24 protein-coding genes and 2 pseudogenes are annotated in these 21,916 nt (G+C 58.4%); 5 read left to right on the top strand and 21 right to left on the bottom strand.

Annotated elements, in window-relative coordinates; genetic code table 11:
* Positions 1–5: 5 nt before the first annotated feature.
* Both ACP7AL_RS17095 and ACP7AL_RS17090 read right to left on the bottom strand, forming a co-directional pair.
* A complete protein-coding gene (locus tag ACP7AL_RS17095; protein ID WP_425993182.1) occupies positions 6–1,487 on the bottom strand; it encodes an FAD-binding oxidoreductase in 1,482 nt (493 codons plus the stop codon).
* A 145-nt stretch (positions 1,488–1,632) separates the two neighbouring features.
* Positions 1,633–2,634: a LacI family DNA-binding transcriptional regulator gene (locus ACP7AL_RS17090; protein ID WP_425993180.1), complete on the bottom strand. Its 1,002-nt coding sequence runs from the start codon at positions 2,632–2,634 to the stop codon at positions 1,633–1,635.
* Positions 2,635–2,791: 157 nt separating this feature from the next.
* Between ACP7AL_RS17090 and arsC the strand changes: the two genes are divergently transcribed.
* Positions 2,792–3,196, top strand: a complete 405-nt coding sequence (arsC, locus tag ACP7AL_RS17085) for an arsenate reductase (glutaredoxin) (RefSeq protein WP_425993178.1) — start codon at positions 2,792–2,794, stop codon at positions 3,194–3,196.
* A gap of 63 nt (positions 3,197–3,259) precedes the next feature.
* Here the strand turns inward: arsC and phoB are convergent, their stop codons facing one another.
* The 8 genes from phoB to ACP7AL_RS17045 form a co-directional block, all read right to left on the bottom strand.
* Positions 3,260–3,970, bottom strand: coding sequence for a phosphate regulon transcriptional regulator PhoB (gene phoB / locus ACP7AL_RS17080; protein ID WP_006019438.1), 711 nt, complete (start codon positions 3,968–3,970; stop codon positions 3,260–3,262).
* A 27-nt stretch (positions 3,971–3,997) separates the two neighbouring features.
* Positions 3,998–4,714: a phosphate signaling complex protein PhoU gene (gene phoU / locus ACP7AL_RS17075; RefSeq protein WP_006019437.1), complete on the bottom strand. Its 717-nt coding sequence runs from the start codon at positions 4,712–4,714 to the stop codon at positions 3,998–4,000.
* Between the two features lie 26 nt (positions 4,715–4,740).
* Positions 4,741–5,568: a phosphate ABC transporter ATP-binding protein PstB gene (gene pstB, locus ACP7AL_RS17070; RefSeq protein WP_006019436.1), complete on the bottom strand. Its 828-nt coding sequence runs from the start codon at positions 5,566–5,568 to the stop codon at positions 4,741–4,743.
* A complete protein-coding gene (gene pstA, locus ACP7AL_RS17065; RefSeq protein ID WP_024921457.1) occupies positions 5,565–6,410 on the bottom strand; it encodes a phosphate ABC transporter permease PstA in 846 nt (281 codons plus the stop codon). The genes pstB and pstA overlap by 4 nt, the downstream gene beginning before the upstream one ends.
* Before the next feature lie 3 nt (positions 6,411–6,413).
* Entirely contained in the window at positions 6,414–7,412 is a 999-nt protein-coding gene (gene pstC, locus ACP7AL_RS17060; protein WP_024921456.1) for a phosphate ABC transporter permease subunit PstC, read from the bottom strand.
* 111 nt (positions 7,413–7,523) lie between these two features.
* The gene (pstS, locus tag ACP7AL_RS17055; RefSeq protein ID WP_006019433.1) at positions 7,524–8,537 is read right to left on the bottom strand and encodes a phosphate ABC transporter substrate-binding protein PstS; all 1,014 of its coding nucleotides are present in this window, start codon (positions 8,535–8,537) and stop codon (positions 7,524–7,526) included.
* A gap of 433 nt (positions 8,538–8,970) precedes the next feature.
* Complete coding sequence (locus ACP7AL_RS17050) at positions 8,971–9,393, bottom strand: c-type cytochrome (RefSeq protein ID WP_425993173.1); 423 nt, start codon at positions 9,391–9,393, stop codon at positions 8,971–8,973.
* Positions 9,394–9,468: 75 nt separating this feature from the next.
* On the bottom strand, positions 9,469–9,762 hold the full coding sequence (locus tag ACP7AL_RS17045; protein ID WP_425993171.1) for a GYD domain-containing protein: 294 nt from the start codon (positions 9,760–9,762) through the stop codon (positions 9,469–9,471).
* A 157-nt stretch (positions 9,763–9,919) separates the two neighbouring features.
* Between ACP7AL_RS17045 and ACP7AL_RS17040 the strand changes: the two genes are divergently transcribed.
* Together ACP7AL_RS17040 and ACP7AL_RS17035 are read left to right on the top strand one after the other, a co-directional pair.
* Complete coding sequence (locus ACP7AL_RS17040; RefSeq protein WP_425993169.1) at positions 9,920–10,123, top strand: hypothetical protein; 204 nt, start codon at positions 9,920–9,922, stop codon at positions 10,121–10,123.
* A 334-nt stretch (positions 10,124–10,457) separates the two neighbouring features.
* On the top strand, positions 10,458–11,369 hold the full coding sequence (locus ACP7AL_RS17035; protein ID WP_425993584.1) for a DUF2189 domain-containing protein: 912 nt from the start codon (positions 10,458–10,460) through the stop codon (positions 11,367–11,369).
* Between the two features lie 60 nt (positions 11,370–11,429).
* On the opposite strand, the pseudogene ACP7AL_RS17030 reads toward ACP7AL_RS17035, so the two are convergent.
* The 9 genes and pseudogenes from ACP7AL_RS17030 to ACP7AL_RS16990 all read right to left on the bottom strand — a co-directional run.
* Positions 11,430–11,639: pseudogene (locus ACP7AL_RS17030) on the bottom strand (gamma-glutamyltransferase); the annotation flags it as partial.
* Positions 11,612–12,184, bottom strand: coding sequence for a hypothetical protein (locus ACP7AL_RS17025; protein WP_425993167.1), 573 nt, complete (start codon positions 12,182–12,184; stop codon positions 11,612–11,614). The gene ACP7AL_RS17025 and the pseudogene ACP7AL_RS17030, both read right to left, overlap by 28 nt.
* Before the next feature lie 9 nt (positions 12,185–12,193).
* Positions 12,194–12,478: a hypothetical protein gene (locus tag ACP7AL_RS17020; protein WP_425993165.1), complete on the bottom strand. Its 285-nt coding sequence runs from the start codon at positions 12,476–12,478 to the stop codon at positions 12,194–12,196.
* Between the two features lie 254 nt (positions 12,479–12,732).
* On the bottom strand, positions 12,733–12,873 hold the full coding sequence (locus ACP7AL_RS17015) for a DUF1116 domain-containing protein (protein WP_425993163.1): 141 nt from the start codon (positions 12,871–12,873) through the stop codon (positions 12,733–12,735).
* A gap of 149 nt (positions 12,874–13,022) precedes the next feature.
* Entirely contained in the window at positions 13,023–13,775 is a 753-nt protein-coding gene (locus ACP7AL_RS17010; RefSeq protein ID WP_425993161.1) for a TetR family transcriptional regulator, read from the bottom strand.
* 196 nt (positions 13,776–13,971) lie between these two features.
* Positions 13,972–14,574 (bottom strand): annotated as a pseudogene (locus ACP7AL_RS17005) (amidohydrolase family protein); the annotation flags it as partial.
* Positions 14,575–14,781: 207 nt separating this feature from the next.
* The gene (locus tag ACP7AL_RS17000; protein ID WP_425993583.1) at positions 14,782–15,015 is read right to left on the bottom strand and encodes a hypothetical protein; all 234 of its coding nucleotides are present in this window, start codon (positions 15,013–15,015) and stop codon (positions 14,782–14,784) included.
* 289 nt (positions 15,016–15,304) lie between these two features.
* On the bottom strand, positions 15,305–16,255 hold the full coding sequence (locus ACP7AL_RS16995; RefSeq protein WP_425993158.1) for a LysR family transcriptional regulator: 951 nt from the start codon (positions 16,253–16,255) through the stop codon (positions 15,305–15,307).
* A gap of 59 nt (positions 16,256–16,314) precedes the next feature.
* Positions 16,315–17,889, bottom strand: coding sequence for a fatty acid--CoA ligase (locus ACP7AL_RS16990; protein ID WP_425993156.1), 1,575 nt, complete (start codon positions 17,887–17,889; stop codon positions 16,315–16,317).
* Positions 17,890–18,111: 222 nt separating this feature from the next.
* Between ACP7AL_RS16990 and ACP7AL_RS16985 the strand changes: the two genes are divergently transcribed.
* Positions 18,112–18,570 (top strand): MaoC family dehydratase, encoded by a 459-nt coding sequence (locus tag ACP7AL_RS16985; protein ID WP_425993154.1) that lies wholly within the window; start codon positions 18,112–18,114, stop codon positions 18,568–18,570.
* A gap of 61 nt (positions 18,571–18,631) precedes the next feature.
* On the opposite strand, the gene ACP7AL_RS16980 is transcribed toward ACP7AL_RS16985, so the two are convergent.
* Together ACP7AL_RS16980 and ACP7AL_RS16975 are read right to left on the bottom strand one after the other, a co-directional pair.
* Complete coding sequence (locus ACP7AL_RS16980) at positions 18,632–19,423, bottom strand: SDR family oxidoreductase (RefSeq protein ID WP_024921438.1); 792 nt, start codon at positions 19,421–19,423, stop codon at positions 18,632–18,634.
* A gap of 50 nt (positions 19,424–19,473) precedes the next feature.
* On the bottom strand, positions 19,474–20,271 hold the full coding sequence (locus ACP7AL_RS16975) for a crotonase/enoyl-CoA hydratase family protein (RefSeq protein WP_425993152.1): 798 nt from the start codon (positions 20,269–20,271) through the stop codon (positions 19,474–19,476).
* 399 nt (positions 20,272–20,670) lie between these two features.
* On the opposite strand from ACP7AL_RS16975, the gene ACP7AL_RS16970 reads away from it, so the two are divergent.
* Entirely contained in the window at positions 20,671–21,900 is a 1,230-nt protein-coding gene (locus ACP7AL_RS16970) for an ABC transporter substrate-binding protein (RefSeq protein ID WP_425993150.1), read from the top strand.
* Positions 21,901–21,916 lie beyond the last annotated feature (16 nt).

The following is a 21,916-nucleotide window of genomic DNA, read 5'->3' as shown; positions in this document are numbered from 1 at the left end:
TCCTGTCAATCACGGCGAATGTCTTTCGCGTTCGGCCCCGGACGCAAACCTAGCTTGCCGGGATTCAGGAGATTGGCGGGATCGAGCGCATCCTTGATTGTCTGGAGCACATTGAGACCCGCGCCGAGTTCGCGCTGCATCCATGGATTTCTGAACAAGCCAGCGCCGTGATGATGCGCGATCGAGCCGCCGTGATCGAGCGTCAGTTCCTGCACCGCATCCCAAAGTCTGGCGTGGATCGGCAGCGCTACCTCATCTGCCATCGGCGGCAGGCGGATCGTCATGTATTGGCATGCGCCTTCGGGATAGACGTGCGACCAGTGCGCGCCGAAATGAACGCCCGGATGAATCTTGCGTACAGCGTTGCTGATCGCGTCATACATAGCGGGGATTGCCGACCAGTTACCGGTCACCTCAATGGTGTCATTGAAATAGCCCGCATCGTGCCACTTCTGCGAGTAAGCGACGTAGCGGTTTTCCTTCCAATGGTGAAACGGAGCATCAGGCCCGATTTCGCCGCCAAGTTCCTTGGCGATCGCCAGCGCCATATCCTGCTCGACTGTGACCAGCGGCTCGCTGCCACTGAACATCATCATGGCCAGATAGGGCCTGGTCTTGAACAATGCGATGTCCTTAGTGCGCTCATCGCTCTCAACCCGATCGTAAAGCCGCACGACGGCCGGGCGCAGTTCTGCTTGCATAATGAGCCGCGCGCAGTCCCAAGCCGCCTGCTGCGTCGGAAACGCCAGCACAACACCGCGCTCGATCTCAGGCTTTTTCCAAATTCGCAGCGTGGCCTCAGTAATAATACCGAAGGCACCTTCACCGCCGATCATCAGATCTCGGATTGACGGACCGACCGAGCGCCGCGCAACCGGGCGCACTTCAAGCGGCGTGCCATCCGGCAGCACGGCTTTCAAACCGGCAACGATGTCCTCGATCTTTCCATAACGGCTGCTGGCCTGTCCTCCACCACGGCAGGCGAGCCAGCCGCCGACGGTGGAAATCTCGATCGACTGCGGTAAATGACCGCACGTGTATCCGGCTTCATTGAGCTGACGCTCGAACTCGGCGCCGTTCATGCCCGCCTGCACGGTCACGACTGCATCGGTCGGGTTGATCGAAACGATTTTATCGAGCCGGCGCGTGTCCAGCATGATCTCACCGCCGAGCGGAATCGCGCCGCCCAGAACACCCGAGCCGTTGCCGTATGGAATGATCGGAGTATTCCGCGACCTGGCAAGCTGAACGACGCGAATAATCTCATCCCCGTTCGCTGGACGCACAACGAGACGCGGCACCGCTCCGGCGAGAGTGCCGGCGCGCTCGCGGAAAACAGCGAATGGCAGGCGATCGCGCGCATAGCCGAGGCGCTGATCGAATGATGCTAGAACGTTGTCATTACCGACGATTGCCCCAAAAGCAGAGACGAGGCTTTCATCGACACGATCGGTTTCGCGCACGGCGGCGATGGTGGTTGCAGTCATGACAGCCCCTTTTCAGAGGCCAAATTCGCCACGCTCACTCGGCGCACTCCCCTGATCGCACTATATTTTCTCGTGATTGAACAAATGGCTTGCACAATCGTTTGTTCAAACGTCTTACAAACGGCCCCTGCGGTCAAGTTAAAATTTAGCGCGGGGCTGGGCCTGTGGAAGCGCGGATGACCAGACCGTCTGGCGCGAGAGGCGCGACCGGTCGCGGCGTACCGCCGTTCAAAAGGTCGATCAGAAGATCGGAAGCAATTTCACCCATCAACTCCGTAGGCATCTTCACCGACGTCAATTGCGGATAAAGCATTGTCGCAACCGGCGCATCGTGCAGGCCCATCACCGATATGTCGCGCGGAATTTGCAGACCCGCTTCATGCAACAGAGCCATCGCACCCGCTGCGGTGACCAGCGTGGCGCCAAGAACAGCCGTCGGCTTCAGTGCAAGAAGACTGCGCATCGCATCCGCACCGCCCTCCGCCGTGTATCCAGCAACGGCGACCAGCTTCGGATCGAACGGAATACCGTGCCGCTTCAATCCGTCGCGATATCCGGCCAGTCGTTCGCCGGCGTTGAACCCGCCGGGACGGCCCGCAAGATGTGCGATCCGCTTGTGACCCATCTGCGCCAGATGATCGACGGCCATTGCCGCAGCGGCGCGGCTGTCGAGCACGACGCAATAAGGGCTGCCCGACAGTTGCCGGTTGAGCAGCACGAATGGCGTATGGGTCGATTCAAGCTCTTCGCGCAACAGGGCGTCATCGTCGAGGCTCGCGACCAGCAGCCCGTCGGCGCGGTTGCCATGCGACAGACGGTGATAGACGGCGTCGGTCGCGCCCGATTCCCGGTGTGCAATCAGCAACGAATAGCCATGCCGTGCAGAGGATTTTTCGGCACCGCGAATGGCAGACGCAAACACCGGGTTATCGAGTTGCGGAACGATGAGACCGAGCGTCCGGCTGCGTGACGTCCGCAAACCCTGCGCGAGCGTATTTGGTGAATAATCCAGATTACGAGCGCTTTCGAGAATCCGCTCTCGCGTCTCCGGACGAATGCGCTGGCTCTCCTCGCCGCGCAGCACCCGCGAAGCGGTGGATACGTCGACCCCCGCCATACGTGCAACATCGGCTAGTCTCGGCCTCATCGATTCCTGCATCCCAAACGGCGTTCGCGCGGCGAGCGTAGACTTGGAGGCTCTATAAAACAAGCAAGCGCAAGGCCCGGACTCGACGCATTCCGGCCGTCAACGTACAAGGCTTGAGCGGTCGAAAACCGGATTGGCCGGGTTAACGGATGCAGCCATGAACGTCACCATCTATCACAACCCGGATTGCGGAACGTCCCGCAACACGCTGGCAATGATCCGGCAAAGCGGCATCGAGCCCACAATTATCGAGTATCTGAAGCAGCCGCCCACCCGCTCAGAACTGATCGAGCTCATTGCGGCGATGGGAGTTTCTGTGCGCTCGCTTTTGCGCGAGAAGGGCACAACCTATGCCGAGCTTGGGCTCGGCGATCCGAAATGGACAGATGATGATCTGATCGATCAGATGCTCGCACACCCAATCCTGATCAATCGGCCGATCGTCGTGACACCTAAGGGCGTCAAGCTGTGCCGGCCCTCGGAGGCTGTGCTCGACGTTCTGCCAAATCCGCACATAGGCAGGTTCGTCAAGGAAGACGGCGACGTCGTCAACCCTGTATGAGGCACGTCGCTGCCGATGACCAACACCCTGCTTATGCAAGGAGAAGGTCAGGCAACTTGCGACTCAGTTTTGTGAATCAGCCTTGGCGAAGCGATCGTCAAGCGCGTAGCCCGCGCCACGAACCGTGCGGATCGGATCCGACTCGCGCCCAAGATTCAGCAGCTTCCTGAGACGGCCGATGTGCACGTCCACCGTGCGCTCGTCGATATAGATGTCACGGCCCCACACGCCATCGAGCAGCTGCTCGCGGCTGAACACACGCCCCGGGTGTTCCAGGAAGAACTCCAGAAGCCGGTATTCGGTCGGGCCCAAGTCGATCGGGCGGCCAGAACGGGCAACGCGCCGCCGGTCACGATCTAGCTCGATGTCGCCAAAGGCGAGAACGGTCGCGAGGCGTTCGGGACTTGCGCGTCGCAGCAGGCCCTTCACACGCGCCAGCAGTTCCGGCACCGAGAACGGTTTGACGATATAGTCGTCCGCTCCGGTCGCAAGGCCCCTCACCCTTTCGCTTTCCTCGCCGCGCGCGGTCAGCATGATGATCGGAATCTGCTTGGTCTCGGGTCGTGCACGCAACCGCCGGCAAAGCTCGATCCCGGACAGGCCTGGAAGCATCCAGTCGAGCACGATGAGATCGGGAACATGCTCCTTGAGCCGGGTGTCCGCATCGTCGCCGCGGGCAACCGTCTCGACGTCGTAGCCCTCGGCATCCAGGTTGTAGCGAAGCAGCGTGGTCAACGCCTCTTCGTCCTCGACCACAAGAATTCGGGCGCTCATTTCAAGTCCTTTAGTTCGTCTTACAAATTAACTGCCTGACGCGGCCGTTGCAAAGTTCGTCATATCGCCCTTCGGGCGCTGATCGAGCATCTGCTGGCCTTCGATCATGTAGAAAACCGTCTCGGCGATGTTGGTCGCATGGTCGCCGATCCGTTCAATATTCTTGGCGCAGAACATCAAGTGAATACAGAAACCAATATTGCGCGGGTCTTCCATCATATAGGTCAGAAGCTCGCGGAACAGGGACGTGCAGATTGCATCGACCTCTTCGTCGCCCTTCCAGACGGTCATCGCGGCAGGCAGATCGTGCGCCGCATATGCATCGAGCACCGACTTGACCTGCGACTGAACGAGGTCGGTCATGTGTTCCAGGCCACGGATCAGCTTCAGCGGATGGAAATCGCTGTCGAGCGCTGCGACGCGCTTGCCGATGTTCTTCGACAGGTCGCCGATGCGCTCCAGATCGGTGGCAACGCGCATTGAACTGACGATCTCGCGCAGGTCGACCGCCATCGGCTGGCGGCGAGCGATCGTCAGCACCGCGCGTTCCTCGATCAAGTGCTGCAGTTTATCGATCTCGAGGTCGGCCGCGACAACGCGCTTGCCCAGCGCGACGTCGCGCCGGATCAACGCATCGACGGAATCGACGATCTGCCGTTCTGCCAGTCCACCCATCTCGGCCACGAGCCGGTTGAGTTCCTGAAGGTCGTCGTCGAACGCTTTGGCGGTATGATCTGAAGCCATGATATGTTTTCTCCCGCGAATGCGCGTCAGCCGAAGCGGCCGGTGATGTAATCTTGTGTGCGCCGGTCGGTCGGCGAGGTGAATATCTTGTTGGTGTCGTCGAACTCGACCAGCTCACCAAGATACATGAACGCTGTCTTGTCAGACACACGCGCCGCCTGCTGCATATTATGCGTCACGATGGCGATCGTGTAGTCCTCCTTGAGTTCCTGGATCAGTTCTTCGACCTTGGCGGTAGAGATCGGATCGAGCGCCGAGCAAGGTTCGTCGAACAGGATGACCTCAGGACGGACGGCGACAGTGCGTGCGATGCACAGGCGCTGCTGCTGGCCGCCGGACAGGCTGAGGCCGCTGGCGTTCAGCTTGTCCTTGACCTCGTTCCAGAGCGCGCCGCCCTTCAACGCGGCCTCGACGCGGCCGTCCATTTCGGACTTCGAAATCTTTTCATAGAGCCGGATACCGAACGCGATATTCTCATAGATCGTCATCGGGAACGGGGTCGGCTTCTGGAACACCATACCGATCCGGGCGCGCAGCAAATTCAGGTCCAGTTTCGGATCGAGAATATTGGTCGAGTCCAGCATCAACTGGCCGACCGCTCGCTGACCGGGATAAAGGTCGTACATGCGGTTGAAGATGCGCAGCAATGTGGATTTGCCGCAGCCCGACGGTCCGATGAAGGCGGTCACGCGGTTCTCGCCGAGAACAAGATTGATGCTCTTCAGGGCGTGGTGCTCGCCATAATAGAAATTCAGATCGCGCGCGGTCACCTTGGGCCGCGCATCAAGCCGGCCAATACCACCCGGTACGGGGCTGCGGGAAAGATCTACGCTGACAGAAAGCTGCTCGTTCATTTCGATGTCCTCTCGGCGCCGAGAATGCGCGCGCCAATGTTAAGGGCAAGTACGGTCAAGGTGATAAGCAAAGCCCCGGTCCATGCGAGCTGTTTCCAGTAGTCGTAGGGGCTTTGGACGAAGTTGTTGATGGTCACCGGCAGGTTCGCCATCGTCTTGGTCAGATCGAGACTGAAGAACTGGTTGCTCAGCGCAGTGAACAGCAGCGGCGCGGTTTCGCCAGCGACGCGTGCCGTCGCCAGCAGGACGCCGGTGATGAGGCCGGCGCGCGCAGCGCGATAAGCGATACGCTTAATGACGAGCGAACGCGGAAGACCGAGTGCAGATGCTGCTTCACGCAGCGGATTGGGCACGAGACCAAGCATGTCTTCGGTGGTGCGCACCACGACCGGGATCACGATCACCGCAAGCGCCAGCGTGCCGGCCAGCGCCGAGAAGCCGCCCATCGGTACAACGACCGCACCATACACGAACAAACCAATGATGATCGATGGCGCGCTCAGCAGGATGTCGTTGATGAAGCGGATCACCGAGGTCAGGCGGTCGTGTTTGCCGTATTCGGCGAGATAAGTGCCGGCGAACAATCCGATCGGCGCGCCGATGCCGACGCCAAGCACCGTCATGATGATCGAGCCGACGATGGCGTTCAGCAATCCGCCGTCGGTGGATCCGGGCGGCGGCGTATTCTCGGTGAAGACACCGAGATGCAGGCCAGCAAAGCCGTTGTAGAACAGCGTGAACAGGATCAGCGCGAGCCAGGTCACGCCGAAAACAGCTGCGCCAAGGCACAGGAACCGGATGACGATGTCCCAGCGGCGGCGAGAGGCATAGATCGGGTTCATGACTTAGTTCCCCGCCTTCTTTTCAAGACGCATCAGCATCAGCCGCGCTGCTGCGAGCACGAAGAACGTCAGTACGAACAACAGCAAGCCAAGCAGAATGAGACCGGACTGATGCAGACCGTCGCTTTCCGCAAATTCGCTGGCGATGGCCGCTGAAATTGTCGTGCCCGGAGCAAAGACCGATGAGGATATCCGGAACGAGTTTCCGATAATGAAGGTCACCGCCATCGTCTCGCCGAGCGCACGGCCGAGTGCGAGCATGATGCCGCCGATCACGCCGACCTTGGTATAAGGGATCACGACGTTGCGGACGACTTCCCAGGTGGTGCAGCCGACACCATAGGCCGCCTCCTTCAGCACTGGCGGCACCGTCTTGAATACGTCGACAGAAATCGCGGTGATGAAGGGTAGCACCATGATGGCCAGAATCAGCGCGGCATTGAACAGGCTGAGGTAGGACGGCGGCCCCGCGAAAATCGTGCCGAGGACGGGCACACCGTCAAACAGCCGGATCATGAAAGGCTGGAATGAGTTTGCCAGGAATGGGCCAAGTACGAAGAAGCCCCACATGCCGTAGATGATCGACGGAATACCTGCGAGCAGTTCGACGGCGATGCCGATCGGACGGCGCAGCCACTGCGGGCAAAGCTCGGTCAGGAAGATCGCGATACCGATACCGACCGGGATGGCGATAATCATCGCGATCACCGAGGTTATCAGCGTGCCGTAGATCGGTCCAAGCGCGCCCAGAACCGGAGGATCAGCGGACGGCGCCCAGCGCTGTGTCCAGAGGAATGCAAACCCGTATTCCTTCATCGCGGGCCATGCGCCTGCGATCAGCGATAGAATAATGCCACCGAGAATAAGCAAGACGGCGATCGCGCAGACCCTGGTGGTCCAGTAGAATGCCTTGTCGCCGAACTTGAATGCGCTCAGAGCTTTTGCGCGATCGTAAGGTCCGGCTGCTTCCATTGAGGTGCTCTGAACCGCCATCTCTGCCACGCTAGTCCCCTGTCCCATTCACTTTACATAGTTGCCGGCCGCACACGTCGTTACGCCAGCGGTAGTCCAAGAAAACGGAGGAGAGGCAAGCCTCTCCTCCGGAACATTTGCTTAGCTCTTGATGTCAGCCGACCAGGTCTTTTCGATCAGCTTGACCACCGGCTCAGGCATCGGGATGTAGTCGAGCTCTTCAGCCATCTTGGCGCCCTTCTCGAACGACCACTTGAAGAACTTGATCGCTTCCGCGGAGGCAGCCTTGTCGACCGGGGTCTTGTGCATCAGGATGAAGGTTGCGGCGGTGATCGGCCACGAAGCTTCGCCCGGCTGGTCGGTCAGAATCACGTAGTAGCCCGGAGCCTTGGCCCAATCAGCATTGGAAGCCGCCGCCTGGAACGCAGCAACGGTCGGCTGAACGGTCTTGCCGGCCTTGTTGATCATCGCAGTGTAGGTCAGCTTGTTCTGCTTGGCATAGGCATACTCGACATAACCGATCGAGTTCTTGGTCTGGCCGACGTTGCCGGCTACGCCTTCGTTGCCCTTGGCGCCGACACCGGTGGGCCATTCAACAGCGGTCCCCTGACCAACCTTGGCCTTCCACTCAGGGCTGGCCTTGGACAGATAGTCGGTGAAGTTGAAGGTCGTTCCCGAACCGTCCGAACGGCGAACCACGGTGATGGCATCGGTCGGCAGCGTCAGCTTCGGGTTCAGCTTGGCGATTGCGGGGTCGTTCCACTTGGTGACCTTGCCGAGATAGATGTCGCCCAGCAGTTCGCCGGAGAGCACCAGTTCGCCCGGCTTGATGCCTTCGAGGTTCACGACAGGCACGATCGCGCCCATCACCATCGGCCACTGAATGAGGCCATCCTTCTCGAGCTGTTCAGCCTTGAGAGGCGCGTCGGTCGCGCCGAAGGTCACGGTCTTGGCCTGAATCTGCTTGATGCCGGCGCCGGAACCGATCGACTGGTAGTTCAGACCGTTGCCGGTCTCTTTCTTGTAAGCGTCAGCCCACTTCGAGTAGACGGGGAACGGGAACGTCGCACCCGCGCCGGTGATGTCGGCAGCAAAGGCCGAGGTCGATGCGGCGACAAGGCCGGCAGCGACGATCGCTTTTTTAATGAAATTCACTGGGTCTCTCCATCGTGTGAACAAAGCGCCTGACCGTTCGAGATCGTTATCGCGCTTCGAGGCCGCCTTCTTAGAAGGCCGAGCCTGCACTTTTTATGAAATCCACATGACAGCGGTGTGACAGCGTTTACCACTCAGTAACACACAACCAAGCCATTGATTTATAAGATGAATATATAATAATCTATTCCGGAAGAACGATGGATGCCACTCATGTTTACCCGCTTCCCTTCTAAGCAGCCGAGTGTGACAGTGCGTGGATATGATTGGCGGCAGGTATCTGCTGCGCCAACCGCCGCACCGAGCAAGGGCTCCAAGGACGATCTGCATGCCCCGGCAAGGGTAATCATGGACGCAGGAACCCCGTCCTGCCCCCGGCACGCAGACCGTTGGACCCGCTCGGCGAAACTAGCGAGCTACCAGGACAGCACTCTTATTTCAGGCTCGCCCGCCTGACGCCCGATGGAACTGCCTCCGCTTTCTTTCCTTTGGAATCGAACTGCTTGAGGTAGGCGACGACATCGTCAATCTGCTTTGAATCTTTCAAGCCCGGGAAAATCATCTTGGTACCCGGAATCTTGGCTTTTGGATCCTTGATGTATTCCCGGAAGGTCGCTTCATCCCAGGTGAGGCCGGAGTTCTTGTTCGCCGCCGAGTAGTTGAAGCCTTCAATAGTCCCGGCTTTGCGCCCGAATAGTCCGTTGAGCACGGGCCCGACGGCGTTCTTCGCGCTTTCACCGATCCGGTGGCAAGCCCTGCACTGAGCAAAAACCTTCTCGCCTGCGGCCGCATCCTGGGCGGTGGCGGGAACAACCGAGAGAAGCCCTGCTCCTACGACGAGAACGAAAATGCGCATGCGACCACTCCATGTCTGATAAACAGACGGCTGAGGAAACCAAATCTGAAACGAGCGAGCTGTTGGCCGGGCGGGTTAGTCCAGCGAATTGATGATTTCCCGGTAAGCGGCTTCGGGAAATGCCTTCAATGTGTGCGTCCTGATATTTCCCATCATTCCAAGTTGCAGGTTGAAACGCGCAGCAACCGCATCGTCCGGAGCTTCGTAAACTGCGACGATGTCATATTGGCCCATGGTCAGGAAAAATGATTTGAACTCACCGTCCATATCCTTGAGCGCCTGCTTCGCCGCATCCAGACGGCGCGGCGAGTCCTTCACGGCCTGAACGCCTTTGTCAGTCCAGTTCGCCAGCATGATATATGTCGTCATGGCAGCCCTCCGTACGTACGAGGCCCCCACCAGTCTCAAGCTCCTGACCTGAAGAACACGATCCGGGTCAACAACGTGTAGTCCGACTCCAGAACCATGATGGCCACGAACACCAGCAACACCAAGGGCTACGGACAAGACTTAAGGGGCACGGCTCATGTCGACACGGGATGGCATGCCTCAAGATAGCCATCGCAATGCTGGCCGCCTTGCCCCCTTAACCGGTCGCAACATCGAAACCGACATCAGCAGTTTAAAGAGCAAGTATGCCGGTCGGGTTCAATTCAGCGAAGATGCTGCGATCGCAGGTGTCATTGAACTATGGGCATTACTACTAGAGGATGTTCCTCGCCGGGCTTGATTGTCAATAGACCGGCTCATGCGGACAGGCGATGCTTGTTGAGCGCTGTGCCGTCGCATAATGCCGCAATGCAATCGGGAACACAGAAGCGCGTGACGTCTTCTCACCTTGCCTTCAAAAATTTTGCAGATGCACAATGGATCTAACAGCGCGTGCTATTCTTGTCTGGTTGCGCTATACTTGCTCCACAGGTCGCGACCCGGTTTGCCCGGCATAGCTCTTTCGTGAACTTGGCCGTCTCATCTGGTCGCCATTTCTGCGCACGAAGGCGATTGAACGTCGCTTGAAAAAGACGCCCAATCTCGCCGGTGCGAACGCATGGGAGATTGCGGCCATGGCCACACCGTATTCAGACAACATTCCACAAGTTGTACCAGACGCGTCTTCCGGCGCTGCCGTCCCTGTCGTTCGCGACATCCGAACCTCCGATCTGCTCGAGGCCTTGCGGCTGGGCTGGGAAGACTTCAAGGCGATCCCAAGCCACGCGGTTATTCTGTGCGTGATCTATCCGGTGCTCGGACTTGTGATCGCAAGGACAGTGCTCGGCTATTCGGTGTTGCCGCTGCTGTTCCCGCTCGCGGCGGGCTTCGCACTGATCGGTCCCTTCGCCGCGCTTGGGCTCTATGAGCTCAGCCGCCGGCGCGAGCGCGGGGAAGAGCCTTCCGCATGGGATGCATTTGCCGTGCTGCGATCACCGTCTTTCGGAGCGATGCTCGGACTTGGCGTGATCCTGCTAATTCTTTTCGTTGTCTGGGTCACCACCGCAGATTCCATTTACGTTGCCATCTTCGGCAACACTCCTGCTGCAAGCATTCCCGATTTCGCCTCACGCATTTTCTCGACCAAGGAAGGGCTGCAGCTGATGGTCGTTGGATGCAGCGTCGGCTTTCTGTTCGCAGTCATCGCTTTGTGCATCAGTGTCGTGGCGTTTCCGCTGATGCTTGACCGGCATGCGAATACGATCGATGCCATGCGGACCTCGCTGCGGGTCGTGGCGAAGAATCCCGTTGCAATGGCGACGTGGGGTCTGATTGTCGCGGCGCTGCTGGTGATCGGATCGATTCCGCTGTTCCTCGGTCTCGCCGTTGTTCTGCCCGTACTCGGTCATGCCACGTGGCATCTTTATCGCAAGGTGCTCGAGCCGGATCCAAATCCATACCAGGAACCGCCACACCCGCCGAAAGGACGGCGCTACGCGGCCGATTTTCCTGCTTCTCTGCTCCCGTGGGGGCGCGACAAGCCGTAGGACCAATCACCGAAGCGTTTCCGCTGCTCCGTCGTCCATAGCGGAAACGCTTGAGACCGGTTACATCCCGAGTGCTCGCCCGTCGCTGCGCGGATCATGCGCTCCCGTCATGCGTCCATCGGCTTCGATGCGCATGGCGCCCGGATGTCCAGCGAGAGGACTTTGAGCGGGAAGCGGACTCATTTCGTGGCCGCGCTCCGCAAGTTTCTGGAACACCTCCGCGCCAGCGTCCTTTTCGAGCTTCAGGCTGTCGCGTGAATCGGAGAACGTAGGATCAGTGATCCCATGCCGGAGTGCGCTACGATTCCTTTCTTCCAGTCGGCGAAGCTCTTCCTCTTGTGAGTACGAAAGCGCTTATGGGTTCCGAACGATATGCGTTCCGGTCTCGCCGCGAAGCGCAGGCATCGCGTGATCAAGGTGACTGATGATGGCGCACTTGCCGCCGCCTTCCAGAAAGCGGATTGCCGCATCGACTTTCGGAGCCATGCTGCCCGGCGGAAAATGTCCCTCCCGGTGATAGGCCTTGATCTCGTCGAGCGGACCTCCGTAAGCTCCTTCTGGTTCGGCTTGCCGAAATTGATGGCGACACGCGGCACCGCCGTCAGGATCAGCAACTCGTCGATATCGAGCACGTTGGCGATGTGTGCCGACGTCAGATCCTTGTCGATAACCGCAGGCACGCCGGTCCGCACGCCCTTCGCATCGCGGATCACCGGCATGCCGCCCCTGCCACCGGCAATAACGATGGTGCCGCGCTTGACCAGCGCATCGACCAGCGAAATATCGCAGACGTGTTTTGGTTTCGGCGACGGCACAACATGACGTCAGCCGCGACCTGAATCCTCGGGCATCGCCCAGTTCAGTTCCTTACTGATGTTCTTGGCTTCCTCTTCCGTGAAGAGCGGACCGACAAACTTGGTCGGGTTGCGGAAGGCGGGATCGTCGGCATCGACTTCCACCTGGGTCAGGAGACTTGCGACGTGCCGCTGATTGCCCTGTTCCCGCAAGGCGTTCTCGATCGCCTGCATCAGGAGATAGCCGATGCCGCCCTGACTGTGCGCCACGCAGATGTCCGTCGACATCGGCGGAATGCGGCTCATGGTCAGCATCTGAAGATCATGATCTTGCCGACCACGGGGCCATTTCCGTGCGTGATCACCAATTCATTGTCGATCTGGGCCAGCGGCAACAGCGCCTCCGCGGTCTGCTGTGCGACGGACTTCTGCTCTTCGGAGGTGCCACTGATGTCTTCCGGATGAACCGCATTGCCACCGATGGCGATTACAAGACCGCGTGGAGGCGATGCAATCCGCCAGAACTTCGTTGTCGGTCGAAGTCCGCGCCAGCGACGGCCCCACCTCCCTCAGAAACACGCTTGAGCAGGCGCGATTGCGCTGGCAATCTCATCGCCCATCGAGAGGCCGCGCGCGATGATCGACTTGAGATCAATGCCGCCGCGCGCCCGGATGGCCTTGGCAAGGACCGGTCCGAATACGTCGCGCATCCAGGCAAGTCGCGCGAGCGTACTCGCGTCATTGCCTCAAAAACGCATCACTTTTCCAAGGCACTCGTTGATTGCACAATAGGCGCAATTACCAAACTTGGTGTTCTCGACAACAAACAACGGGTTGCGCGCGCGTAAACAGGACAAGGTCAGACGAGGTTAGGGGCTTTGCCCTGCACCGGCGAAAGTTTCGGTGAGGAGACCTTCTTACCATCCTTGCGCAAGGTATCGGGAACCGTCAGCCACGCCATGATCACGTCGTGAGCGTGCCTGCGGCGGTCTTCAAGCCAGCCCGCATCGCCCAGATCCTTGTCGAACATCAGCGACAGTGTATGCCGGTTCGATACGTGGAAATAACTGAACGCCGTAATCGTCACGTAGAGCTGGATCGGATCCACGCCGCTGCGGAAAATGCCGGCCGCCGCGCCTCGCCGTAGAATATTCTCGATGTTGGAGACGAGCGGCATTGTCAGCGCGGCGATCTTGCGGGATTTGCGAAGATACTTTCCGCGCTGCAGATTCTCCGTGTTTATCATCGCGATGTAGTCTTGGTGATTCTGGAAGAACGTGAACGTAAAATCGACCAGCTCGCGCAGGGCTTCCGCGGGGTCGAGACTGTCGAGATTAAGCTGCTGTTCGGCGGCGCGGATATCCGTATAGACATGCTCCAGAGCGGCGAGATAGAGCCCGTCCTTGTCGCCAAAGTAGTGATACAGCAGGCGCATATTGGCCTTCGCACGGTGAGCAATCGCATCGACGCGCGCCCCGCCAAATCCATTGCGGCAGAATTCATAAGTCGCAGCTTGCAGGATCGATTCCTTGGTGAGGGCGGAATCTCGTTTGCGTTTGCCACCAGCGGCTTTCTTGCGTGCGGGCTGCTTCTTTGCTGACGTCTCGTTCATTCGTGCACCTGGTCAACACCATTGAAAGCATTTGGTGACTTTAACATAGTTGCCATTACGGGCGGGGTCATTCCACTTCTGAAACTGCATTCTGCGGGCAATATGGGTCCTAGCTACCACATCGCCGCAACTGCAATCAAATGACGAGATCCGCCGTCCTCGCTGGATGGACGGCCTATTGGCCAAAGCGCTTGCTTCAACGCACATCGGAGACCGTCACGCCGTTGCGGGCGACCAGGCGGCCGGCTTTATAGACGTCACGAGGTTTGGGCCGCGCGATAACGGCTTCCTGAACATGCTGCGCATCGATCACCAGAAAATCCGCAGGCCCGCCTTCCACAAGACCATACCCCTTAATACCGAGTGCTCGCGCCGCGTGCGACGTCACCATGTCGAACGCAAGCGCGAGTTCCGCGTCGGTATTGAAACCTGAACGATACCCCACGATCATCGCCCGTTCGAGCAGATCGCCATCGCCATAAGGCCACCAGGAATCGCGGATGTTATCGTTGCCCGCGAAGACATTCACGCCCGCTTCGTGAAGCAGCAGGACCGGCGGAAATGCGTGAGCGCCGGGCGCATTCGTCAGAATCGAATCCCCGGCTTCCGCAAGGCGATTTGCCGCCCGCAGCGCGATATCTCGCGGAACCCGACCCAGCGCATGGGCGTGACTGATCGTTACCCTGCCACCAAGTCCAGGCACCTTCGTGCGCCGCGCGATCTCCTCGATTTCGAACACACCGAGCAGATCGCCGTCGTGCAGATGGATATCGATGCCAACACCATGACGCTCCGCGACATCGAGATTGCATCTGGAGACAGGCGCGATCGTCAAAAGTGGAGCTGCAGAGACCATCGCGAAGGACCCCTCGCTCGAAGCCTCCTATCTGGGAGGAGAGGCCCCAGGCAAGCGGCGCAGAGAGAATTGTGGTCGCGGCCTGATCCACCGCGACGCGGGTCCATTTTCAATGCCCGCGACGTTATGCATCACCTGAGCCGGTTGTCGCTATCGGTTGCCTCCGCTGACCGTCAAAAGCTCCGCAGTCACGGCGTCGACTGGCAGAAAACCGTTGATGCTCCTGAGGATGGCTCTCGATTGATGGTATTCGATGAGCGGAGCGGTCTGCTCATCATACGTATGCAGACGCACTTTCAGCGCCTCGTGATTGTCATCGAGACGAACGTCCCCGCCGGCTTCTTGCATCTCACGAGCCCTGATCATGACCCGATCGAGCAAGATCTCCTCGTCTGCGCGCTCCTGACGCCAACATATGCAAGATGCGCGGTTCGGGGGAAGGTTCCGTCAGACCATCTAGCGGGTTACTTGCGGACAGCCGGCCGCAGAATGAGGTGTCCATTCGGACGACACGCGAACCGGGATGGATCTCAGCCGACGTCCCGGCCCCCGTCGATCATGTCAGGCTCCTGTAGGGTTCGTCTACTCGGCAGCATGCTGCTTTTTGACATCGTCTCCAAAATGGGTCCAGCGACGAGCTCTCGCCATATCCATATTGCTTATCTCGCAGCACTCAGGATTTACGCCGGGTTGGGGTATGCGCGGGTCTTTGGTTACCGGAGAACCAGCTCTTCGACTTTACGAACTCACTCTCAAGAAAACGCCTGACCTCTCTGGTCAGCTTTCTAAGATCGCTTTCAGGACGGCGAAGCAACCACACGTTCAAAAATGCCGTCTCATTCGGAAGCACCCGGACAAGTCGTTCGGCATGCGCAAAGGGCACAGCGAGCAGGGCCAGACCAAGGCCCTCCGCCGCCGCAGCAAAGTGACTTGCAACTGGCAAAATGCGCAGGGCATTTCGTACCTCCGTCGCGGCAAAGAACTGTGTGGCCAACTGCATCTGGCCGGCGCGTTCACTTCGGAAGCCGGCAAAATCCTCTGTGAGTCCGATAATGTCGTGATCCTTGAGTTGAGCCAGCGATCGCGGTGCAGGATGCGCCGCCAGATATTCTTCCGAAGCGAATATCCCGAACGCGACGGTCGCTACCCGCTTTCCGATCAGTTCACTTTCGCCGGGATCACCCATTCTGATGACGAAGTCGAGATCGCTCGTCGCCAGGGACTGCTGATGCATTGTCGATGTGAGTTCGAGACGCAGACGGCTGTTCAGACTGCGGAGTTGTTTGACGCGAGGCAGGAGCCAGTGCTTTGTCAGTCCCTCCGTGGCGGAGATCTTAACCACGGACGACCTCTGGCCGACCCGCGAACGCAACTCGCGATTGAACAAGTCGAACGCGGACAAAATATCCCCAGCCGAGCGCCGGAGATCTTCGCCTTCCGGCGTGAGTTTTACTCCCGACGACGCCCGAAAGAACAGCGGCGCTCCGACGTACCGCTCAAGCTCCTTTAACCGCCGGCTCAGTGTCGGTTGGCTCATCCCAAGTTCATTGGCGGCGCGATTGACGCTTCCCGTTCGAGCCACGACCAGGAATAGACGGTACAGGTCCCAGTTTGCTTCGGTCACATCTGCATTCCGCGCTGCCTGGGAAGGGATAGGGATAGTGATGGGACGGGCATGCAGAGCTAGTTTACACGCCTGTCGTGTCCCTGCCAGTACCGTTCACGAAGCTTGCGCTTCAATATCTTTCCCGAGGGATTTCTCGGCATCTCTGACAAGAACTCGATCGACTTCGGGATCTTGTAACCTGCCAGGCGCTCCCGCGCATACCGCAAAATGCTGTCGGCGTCCGCAACGGCATTCTGCATCGGCACTACAAGAGCCTTGACGGCTTCGCCCCACCGCTCATCCGGTACGCCGATGACCGCGATATCGGCGACATCCGGGTGGCTGAACAGGACACTCTCGATTTCCGCGGGATAAATGTTCTCTCCGCCGGAGACAATCATGTCCTTGATACGATCGTGGATATAAAGGTATCCGTTTTCATCAAGATATCCTGCATCGCCGGTATGGAGCCATTCACCTTTGAGGGTCTTCTCTGTGTCGTCGTGACGATTCCAGTATCCAACCATGTTCTTTGCCGTCCGGCAGACGACCTCTCCCACCTCGCGCGGTGGCAGCGGCGTTCCCAGAGCATCCACAATTCGCAGTTCAACGCCGTCGATGGCCCGGCCGCATGATTTCATGACTTCGCTGTCGATACGGGAATGGTCTTCCGGCAAAAGCGCGGTCAGCACTCCGGTGGTCTCGGTAAGGCCGTAGACCTGGACAAAAGCGGTTTGCCTGAACACGCGCAACGCGCTTTTCAACAGATCGATTGGAATTGGCGAGGCGCCATAAATCACTCGCTTTAGCGAAGAGGTATCGATCTGATCGATATTCTTTTCAGACAGAAGCGCCAGTATCATCGCGGGCACAAAGAACGAAGCCGTGACACGATCGTGTTGAATCCATTGAAGGACCTGAGACGGGACAAACTCGCGAAGAACGACGATCTTCATACCAGCGAGCAGGCCCAGGATGCCCGTCCCGGCCCCGGCGATATGAAACAGCGGCATTGTAGTCAGCAGCGTGTCACTGGATGTCCAGTGACCCCAGAAGTCGAATACCGCCGGCGACGTCAGCGAAAAATTCCGGTGAGTGAGCTGAACCCCCTTGGGATGACCAGTCGTTCCACTGGTGTACATCTGAATACAGACGTCCTCGGGCTGAGAGATCACGCCGGGATCACGGGGGTTCTGCGCGTCGCGCCACGCCGCGTAAGACACATCGAGAACAATCACCTCGCGGATCGTGACGAGTTGATCGCGAATCTTGCCGAGCGTTTCCAGAAACGGTTCACCGATAAACAGCACTTCCGCTTCGGCATCGTTGATCACAAACGCGATCTCCGGAGCGGCAAGCCGTGCGTTAATGGGCACGAGCACCGCATTCGCCTTGGCGGCACCCAAAAGAACCGAAAAGAAGGCGTCGCTGTTTTTGTCGAGAATCGCGATGCGGCGCGCAGGTTTGACGCCGGCCGCGATCAGGCCATTTGCAACCTGGTTTGAGGCACGATCGAGAGCACCATAGGTGGTTTCCCTGCCCTCAAAATTCAGCGCGACCGCATCCGGGGTCAAAGCTGCATAGTATCGTGGAATATCGGAGAGCGTCTCGATTGGCGCGACGGCGTTAGCCAAGGCTATGGAGTTGGTCATGAACAGCGTTTCCCTTGGGCTCCATTGAATCTGGACCTTTAGGACAGGAGGCTGAACGTGCCCGTCCTGAAGAGGTAGGGAGAATTTGGCGACTGGCTATTCAATGATGAATGACGCAATCGCTATTCACTGCTGGTTATAGGCTCGAAATATCTGCCATGGCGATCATTCCGGCCGCGACGACAATGACAGTCATAACCATGATGAAAGGTGCTGATTGTTATGACGGATATCACGCTCGCCAACGTTAAGGACTTCGTTGGCCAGAGCCTTGGGGCGTCGGACTGGGTCGATGTTGACCAGCTCCGAATCAATCAATTCGCCGAATGCACTGGCGACCAGCAGTGGATCCACGTCGATATTGAACGCGCCAGGAAAGAGAGCCCGTTCGGCGGCACGATTGCCCACGGATATCTCAGTCTCTCGCTGGTCGCCGCACTGGCAATGAAGCTGGGACTTGCTCCCAGGGATGCCTCTGCAGTCATCAACTATGGGCTGGATAAAGTCAGGTTCATTACGCCCGTGAAGGCCGGCGAGCGGGTTCGCCTGCAATTGGCTCTGATCGGCATCGAGCCGAAGGACAACGGGCAATTCCTGATCAAAAGCAAAGCGACGCTGGAGATCGAGAACAATCAGTCTCCGGCTCTGGTGGCGGAGAGTCTCGCTCTCATCATCCCCTAATCAGGTGACGACGCGACCGATAATCAAAAACCCGGCCCGTTTCCGGGCCGGGTTTGATAACTCAGGACGACGACAGCACGGCCGTCAGACCGCCATCGACGGCCAATATCTGCCCGGTGATATGCTTTCCGGCGTCGCTGGCGAACAATAGCGCAGCACCCTTGAGATCGTCATCATCGCCAAGGCGTCGAAGCGGCACACCTTCGGTTAACTTGTCGACACCGACCGATGCGATCACTCCCTTCGTCATTTTTGACGGGAAGAAACCCGGCGCAAGCGCGTTGGACGTGATGCCATGACGGCCCCAACTGCCCGCAAGAGCGCGGGTGAAGTTAACCACCGCACCTTTGCTGGTGTTGTAGGCGATCGTCTGCATCTCACCGCTGCTGCCGAACAGCCCGGCAACCGATGCGAGATTGATGATCCGCCCGTACTTGTTGGGAATCATCGATTTCTTGCCGATCTGCTGGCTAAGCACGAACAGCGCGCGGATATTGAGATTCATCAGCTTGTCCCATGCTTCGATGGGATGATCTTCCGTCAGCGCGCCCCAGGTCGCACCGGCGTTGTTCACGAGGATGTCGACCTTGCCGAGCTTGGCGATTGCGCCATCCGCGAGCCGCTTGATGTCTTCGTCCTTGGAATTGTCGGCTGCGATCCAGTCTGCCTTGATGCCAAGCTTGGCGAGATGACCCTGAGCTTCTTCCAGATCACCGGCTTTGCGCGACGAGAGGACGATTTTTGCCCCCTGCTCGCCAAGTGCCTCGGCGATCTGAAGCCCAAGCCCGCGCGAGCCCCCTGTAACGAGTGCGGTCTTGCCGGTCAGATCGAATGCCTTCTTGATGCTTCCCATGTCGCTTGTCGTCCCTCTGATGAGTTGAATGGTTACCGTCTCGGATGCGGCTATTTTCCGCGGAAGACCGCAGGGCGGCGCTCAACGAAGGACTGAATGCCTTCCTTGAAGTCCTCGCTGTTAAACACGCGGTCTCTGATCTTCGGGATGTAGTCGATTGCAGACCGCTCGCCGCTCTCGATGAACTTCAGGGCGGCTTCCTTGGTGACCTGAATGCCGATCGGCGCGTTCTTCGCGATCGTCTGAGCAATCTCCATCGCACGCTGGATCTGCTGGCCGGGGCTCACCACCTCCTGGACCAGACCGATCTTGTAGGCCCGCTCCGCCGAAAACTCATCGCAAAGGAAGAGATGATACATCGCGTCGCCCCAGCCGGCGCGCGTCAGAAAGCGAAAATGCGCACCACCCAGCGGGGCGATGCCGCGCTTGGATTCCATCTGGCAGAAACGCGCGTCGCTGGCGGCGATAACAATATCGCCGGCAAGCATCATTTCGATGCCGATGGTGAAGCAGATACCTTGAACCGCCGTGACGACAGGCTTTCGGCAACGCTTCTGAAGCGCGAACGTATCGACGTTGCCTTCTTTTAGCTTGAGCGCATCCTTGTCCGCTGTCGGACCGAAGAACTTCGGCATATCGAGGCCGGCGGTGAAATCGCTTCCTTCCGCGCAGACCACACCGACCCAATAGTCATCGGTATTGTGCAAGAGGGTAAGCGCATCGGACATCTGATGCATCATCTGCGGGCTGAAAGAATTCTTCTTGGCCGCGTTGTCGATGATGATCTTCAATACATGACCATGCACCTCGGTTCGAACCTGCCCTATAGCAGCCTTTGTCTCACTCACGTTGTTTCCTCCTGAATGCTCTTGGATCAAATTGCCCGACATTAGGATCGACGATCCGCCATAAAGCCGGGCGCGCTATCGGAGTAAATGGATTAGCGGAATGAAACCAGCCGCCTTCCGAATGCTCCATCCAGCTTCCTGCAATACCCGTTGCCATCCGATCAGGCGTCGGGCGCGCTTGGGCTCGATCAGATCAGCCGACACGTCTTCCAGCTACTAAAATTCTGGATGATCGCTATTCATCAGTGAATGACCATCTTGGGCCACGCAGCGCTTCACCTCTGAATAGCGCCGGTTCAAGATTTTCATTGGGGCGGACAAAGTCCGCCTGCTTAGCTCTCGCGACTTTGCCAAAAGCCGAAAAAGGCAACGCAAAGCCGTAAAGCCTGGGAGGGCGCCATGAATTTCAAGACATTCGCAAAAATCGCGCTTGGACTGATCGTAGCATATGGGCTCGCAACAAGCGATGCAGCGCTCGCGCAGAAACGCTACGACCCGGGAGCGACCGATACTGAAATCAAGATCGGCAACACATCGCCGCACAGCGGACCCGCTTCGGCATACTCTGCGATTGCAAAAGCGCAGGCGGCCTACTTCAGGATGATCAACGACCGCGGCGGCATCAACGGCCGCATGATCACTTACATCTCTTATGACGACAGCTACAGTCCGCCCAAGACCGTCGAACAGGCCCGCAAGCTGGTCGAGAGCGACGAGGTCCTTTTCCTGCTGAGCAATCTCGGCACGCCAGGCAACACGGCCATTCACAAGTACATGAACCAGAAGAAGGTGCCGCAACTGTTCGTCACCAGCGGCGCGGACAAGTGGGCCGATCCAGCGAACTATCCGTGGACCATGGCACTTCTGCCCAGTTATCGCGGCGAGGCACGCATCTATGCCCAGTACATTCTCGCGACTTATCCGGACGCCAAAATCGGGGTGCTGTATCAAAATGACGACTTCGGAAAAGATTATCTGATCGGGCTGAAGGAAGGGCTCGGCGAAAACGCCAGCAAGCTGATCGTCGCCGAGGTGCCGTTCGAGGTTTCGGCTCCAACCATCGATTCCCAGATCGTGCAGATCAAGGCCGCGAATCCAGCGGTCTTCATCAACATCGGAACGCCGAAGTTCGTCGCACAAAGCATCAAGAAGGTTGGCGAGCTTAACTGGAAGGTTGTTCAGATTATCCCCCAGGTTTCGACCACGATCGGAGGCGTCATCAAGCCGGCAGGCTTCGAGAACGCGCAGGGCGTGCTCAGCGCCTATTACCTGAAGGACGCCACCGATCCAAAATGGAAGAACGATCAGGGCATGATCGAGTGGAATGCCTTCATGGACAAGTATCTTCCGGACGCAGACCGGGCGGATAGCCTTTACATTTATGGATATGCGGTCACCCAGATCATGGCACAGGTGCTCAAGCAGTGCGGCGACGACCTGACCCGCGAAAACGTCATGAAACAGGCCGCCAGTCTCGATATGGAGGTGAATATGCTTCTCCCGGGCATCCGCGTGAAGACGAGCGCGAGTGACTACCGGCCGATCGAGCAGCTTCAGATGATGCGCTTTTCCAAGGATCAGTGGGAGTTGTTCGGCCCGATTCTCAGCAGCGAAAACAAACCTATGTAGCTCCACCCAGACTGAC

Source organism: Afipia sp. DC4300-2b1 (assembly GCF_049895725.1).
GTDB classification, from domain to species: domain Bacteria; phylum Pseudomonadota; class Alphaproteobacteria; order Rhizobiales; family Xanthobacteraceae; genus Afipia; species Afipia broomeae.
Note: the sequence above shows the minus strand (reverse complement) of the source record. Positions and strands in the feature narration are given on the sequence as shown.

Bases quoted from the DNA above. Each gene is read 5' to 3' on its own strand.
- ACP7AL_RS16980 (WP_024921438.1), bottom strand. From the start codon at position 19,423: ATGGGAAGCATCAAGAAGGCATTCGATCTGACCGGCAAGACCGCACTC.
- ACP7AL_RS17035 (WP_425993584.1), top strand. From the start codon at position 10,458: ATGGCCACACCGTATTCAGACAACATTCCACAAGTTGTACCAGACGCG.
- ACP7AL_RS17040 (WP_425993169.1), top strand. From the start codon at position 9,920: ATGTCGACACGGGATGGCATGCCTCAAGATAGCCATCGCAATGCTGGC.
- pstA (WP_024921457.1), bottom strand. From the start codon at position 6,410: ATGAACCCGATCTATGCCTCTCGCCGCCGCTGGGACATCGTCATCCGG.
- phoB (WP_006019438.1), bottom strand. From the start codon at position 3,970: ATGAGCGCCCGAATTCTTGTGGTCGAGGACGAAGAGGCGTTGACCACG.
- ACP7AL_RS17090 (WP_425993180.1), bottom strand. From the start codon at position 2,634: ATGAGGCCGAGACTAGCCGATGTTGCACGTATGGCGGGGGTCGACGTA.
- ACP7AL_RS16990 (WP_425993156.1), bottom strand. From the start codon at position 17,889: ATGACCAACTCCATAGCCTTGGCTAACGCCGTCGCGCCAATCGAGACG.
- ACP7AL_RS16985 (WP_425993154.1), top strand. From the start codon at position 18,112: ATGACGGATATCACGCTCGCCAACGTTAAGGACTTCGTTGGCCAGAGC.
- ACP7AL_RS17095 (WP_425993182.1), bottom strand. From the start codon at position 1,487: ATGACTGCAACCACCATCGCCGCCGTGCGCGAAACCGATCGTGTCGAT.
- pstB (WP_006019436.1), bottom strand. From the start codon at position 5,568: ATGAACGAGCAGCTTTCTGTCAGCGTAGATCTTTCCCGCAGCCCCGTA.
- ACP7AL_RS17020 (WP_425993165.1), bottom strand. From the start codon at position 12,478: ATGCTGACCATGAGCCGCATTCCGCCGATGTCGACGGACATCTGCGTG.
- phoU (WP_006019437.1), bottom strand. From the start codon at position 4,714: ATGGCTTCAGATCATACCGCCAAAGCGTTCGACGACGACCTTCAGGAA.
- ACP7AL_RS17010 (WP_425993161.1), bottom strand. From the start codon at position 13,775: ATGAACGAGACGTCAGCAAAGAAGCAGCCCGCACGCAAGAAAGCCGCT.
- ACP7AL_RS17050 (WP_425993173.1), bottom strand. From the start codon at position 9,393: ATGCGCATTTTCGTTCTCGTCGTAGGAGCAGGGCTTCTCTCGGTTGTT.
- ACP7AL_RS17015 (WP_425993163.1), bottom strand. From the start codon at position 12,873: ATGCGCGACGTATTCGGACCGGTCCTTGCCAAGGCCATCCGGGCGCGC.
- arsC (WP_425993178.1), top strand. From the start codon at position 2,792: ATGAACGTCACCATCTATCACAACCCGGATTGCGGAACGTCCCGCAAC.
- ACP7AL_RS16970 (WP_425993150.1), top strand. From the start codon at position 20,671: ATGAATTTCAAGACATTCGCAAAAATCGCGCTTGGACTGATCGTAGCA.
- ACP7AL_RS17045 (WP_425993171.1), bottom strand. From the start codon at position 9,762: ATGACGACATATATCATGCTGGCGAACTGGACTGACAAAGGCGTTCAG.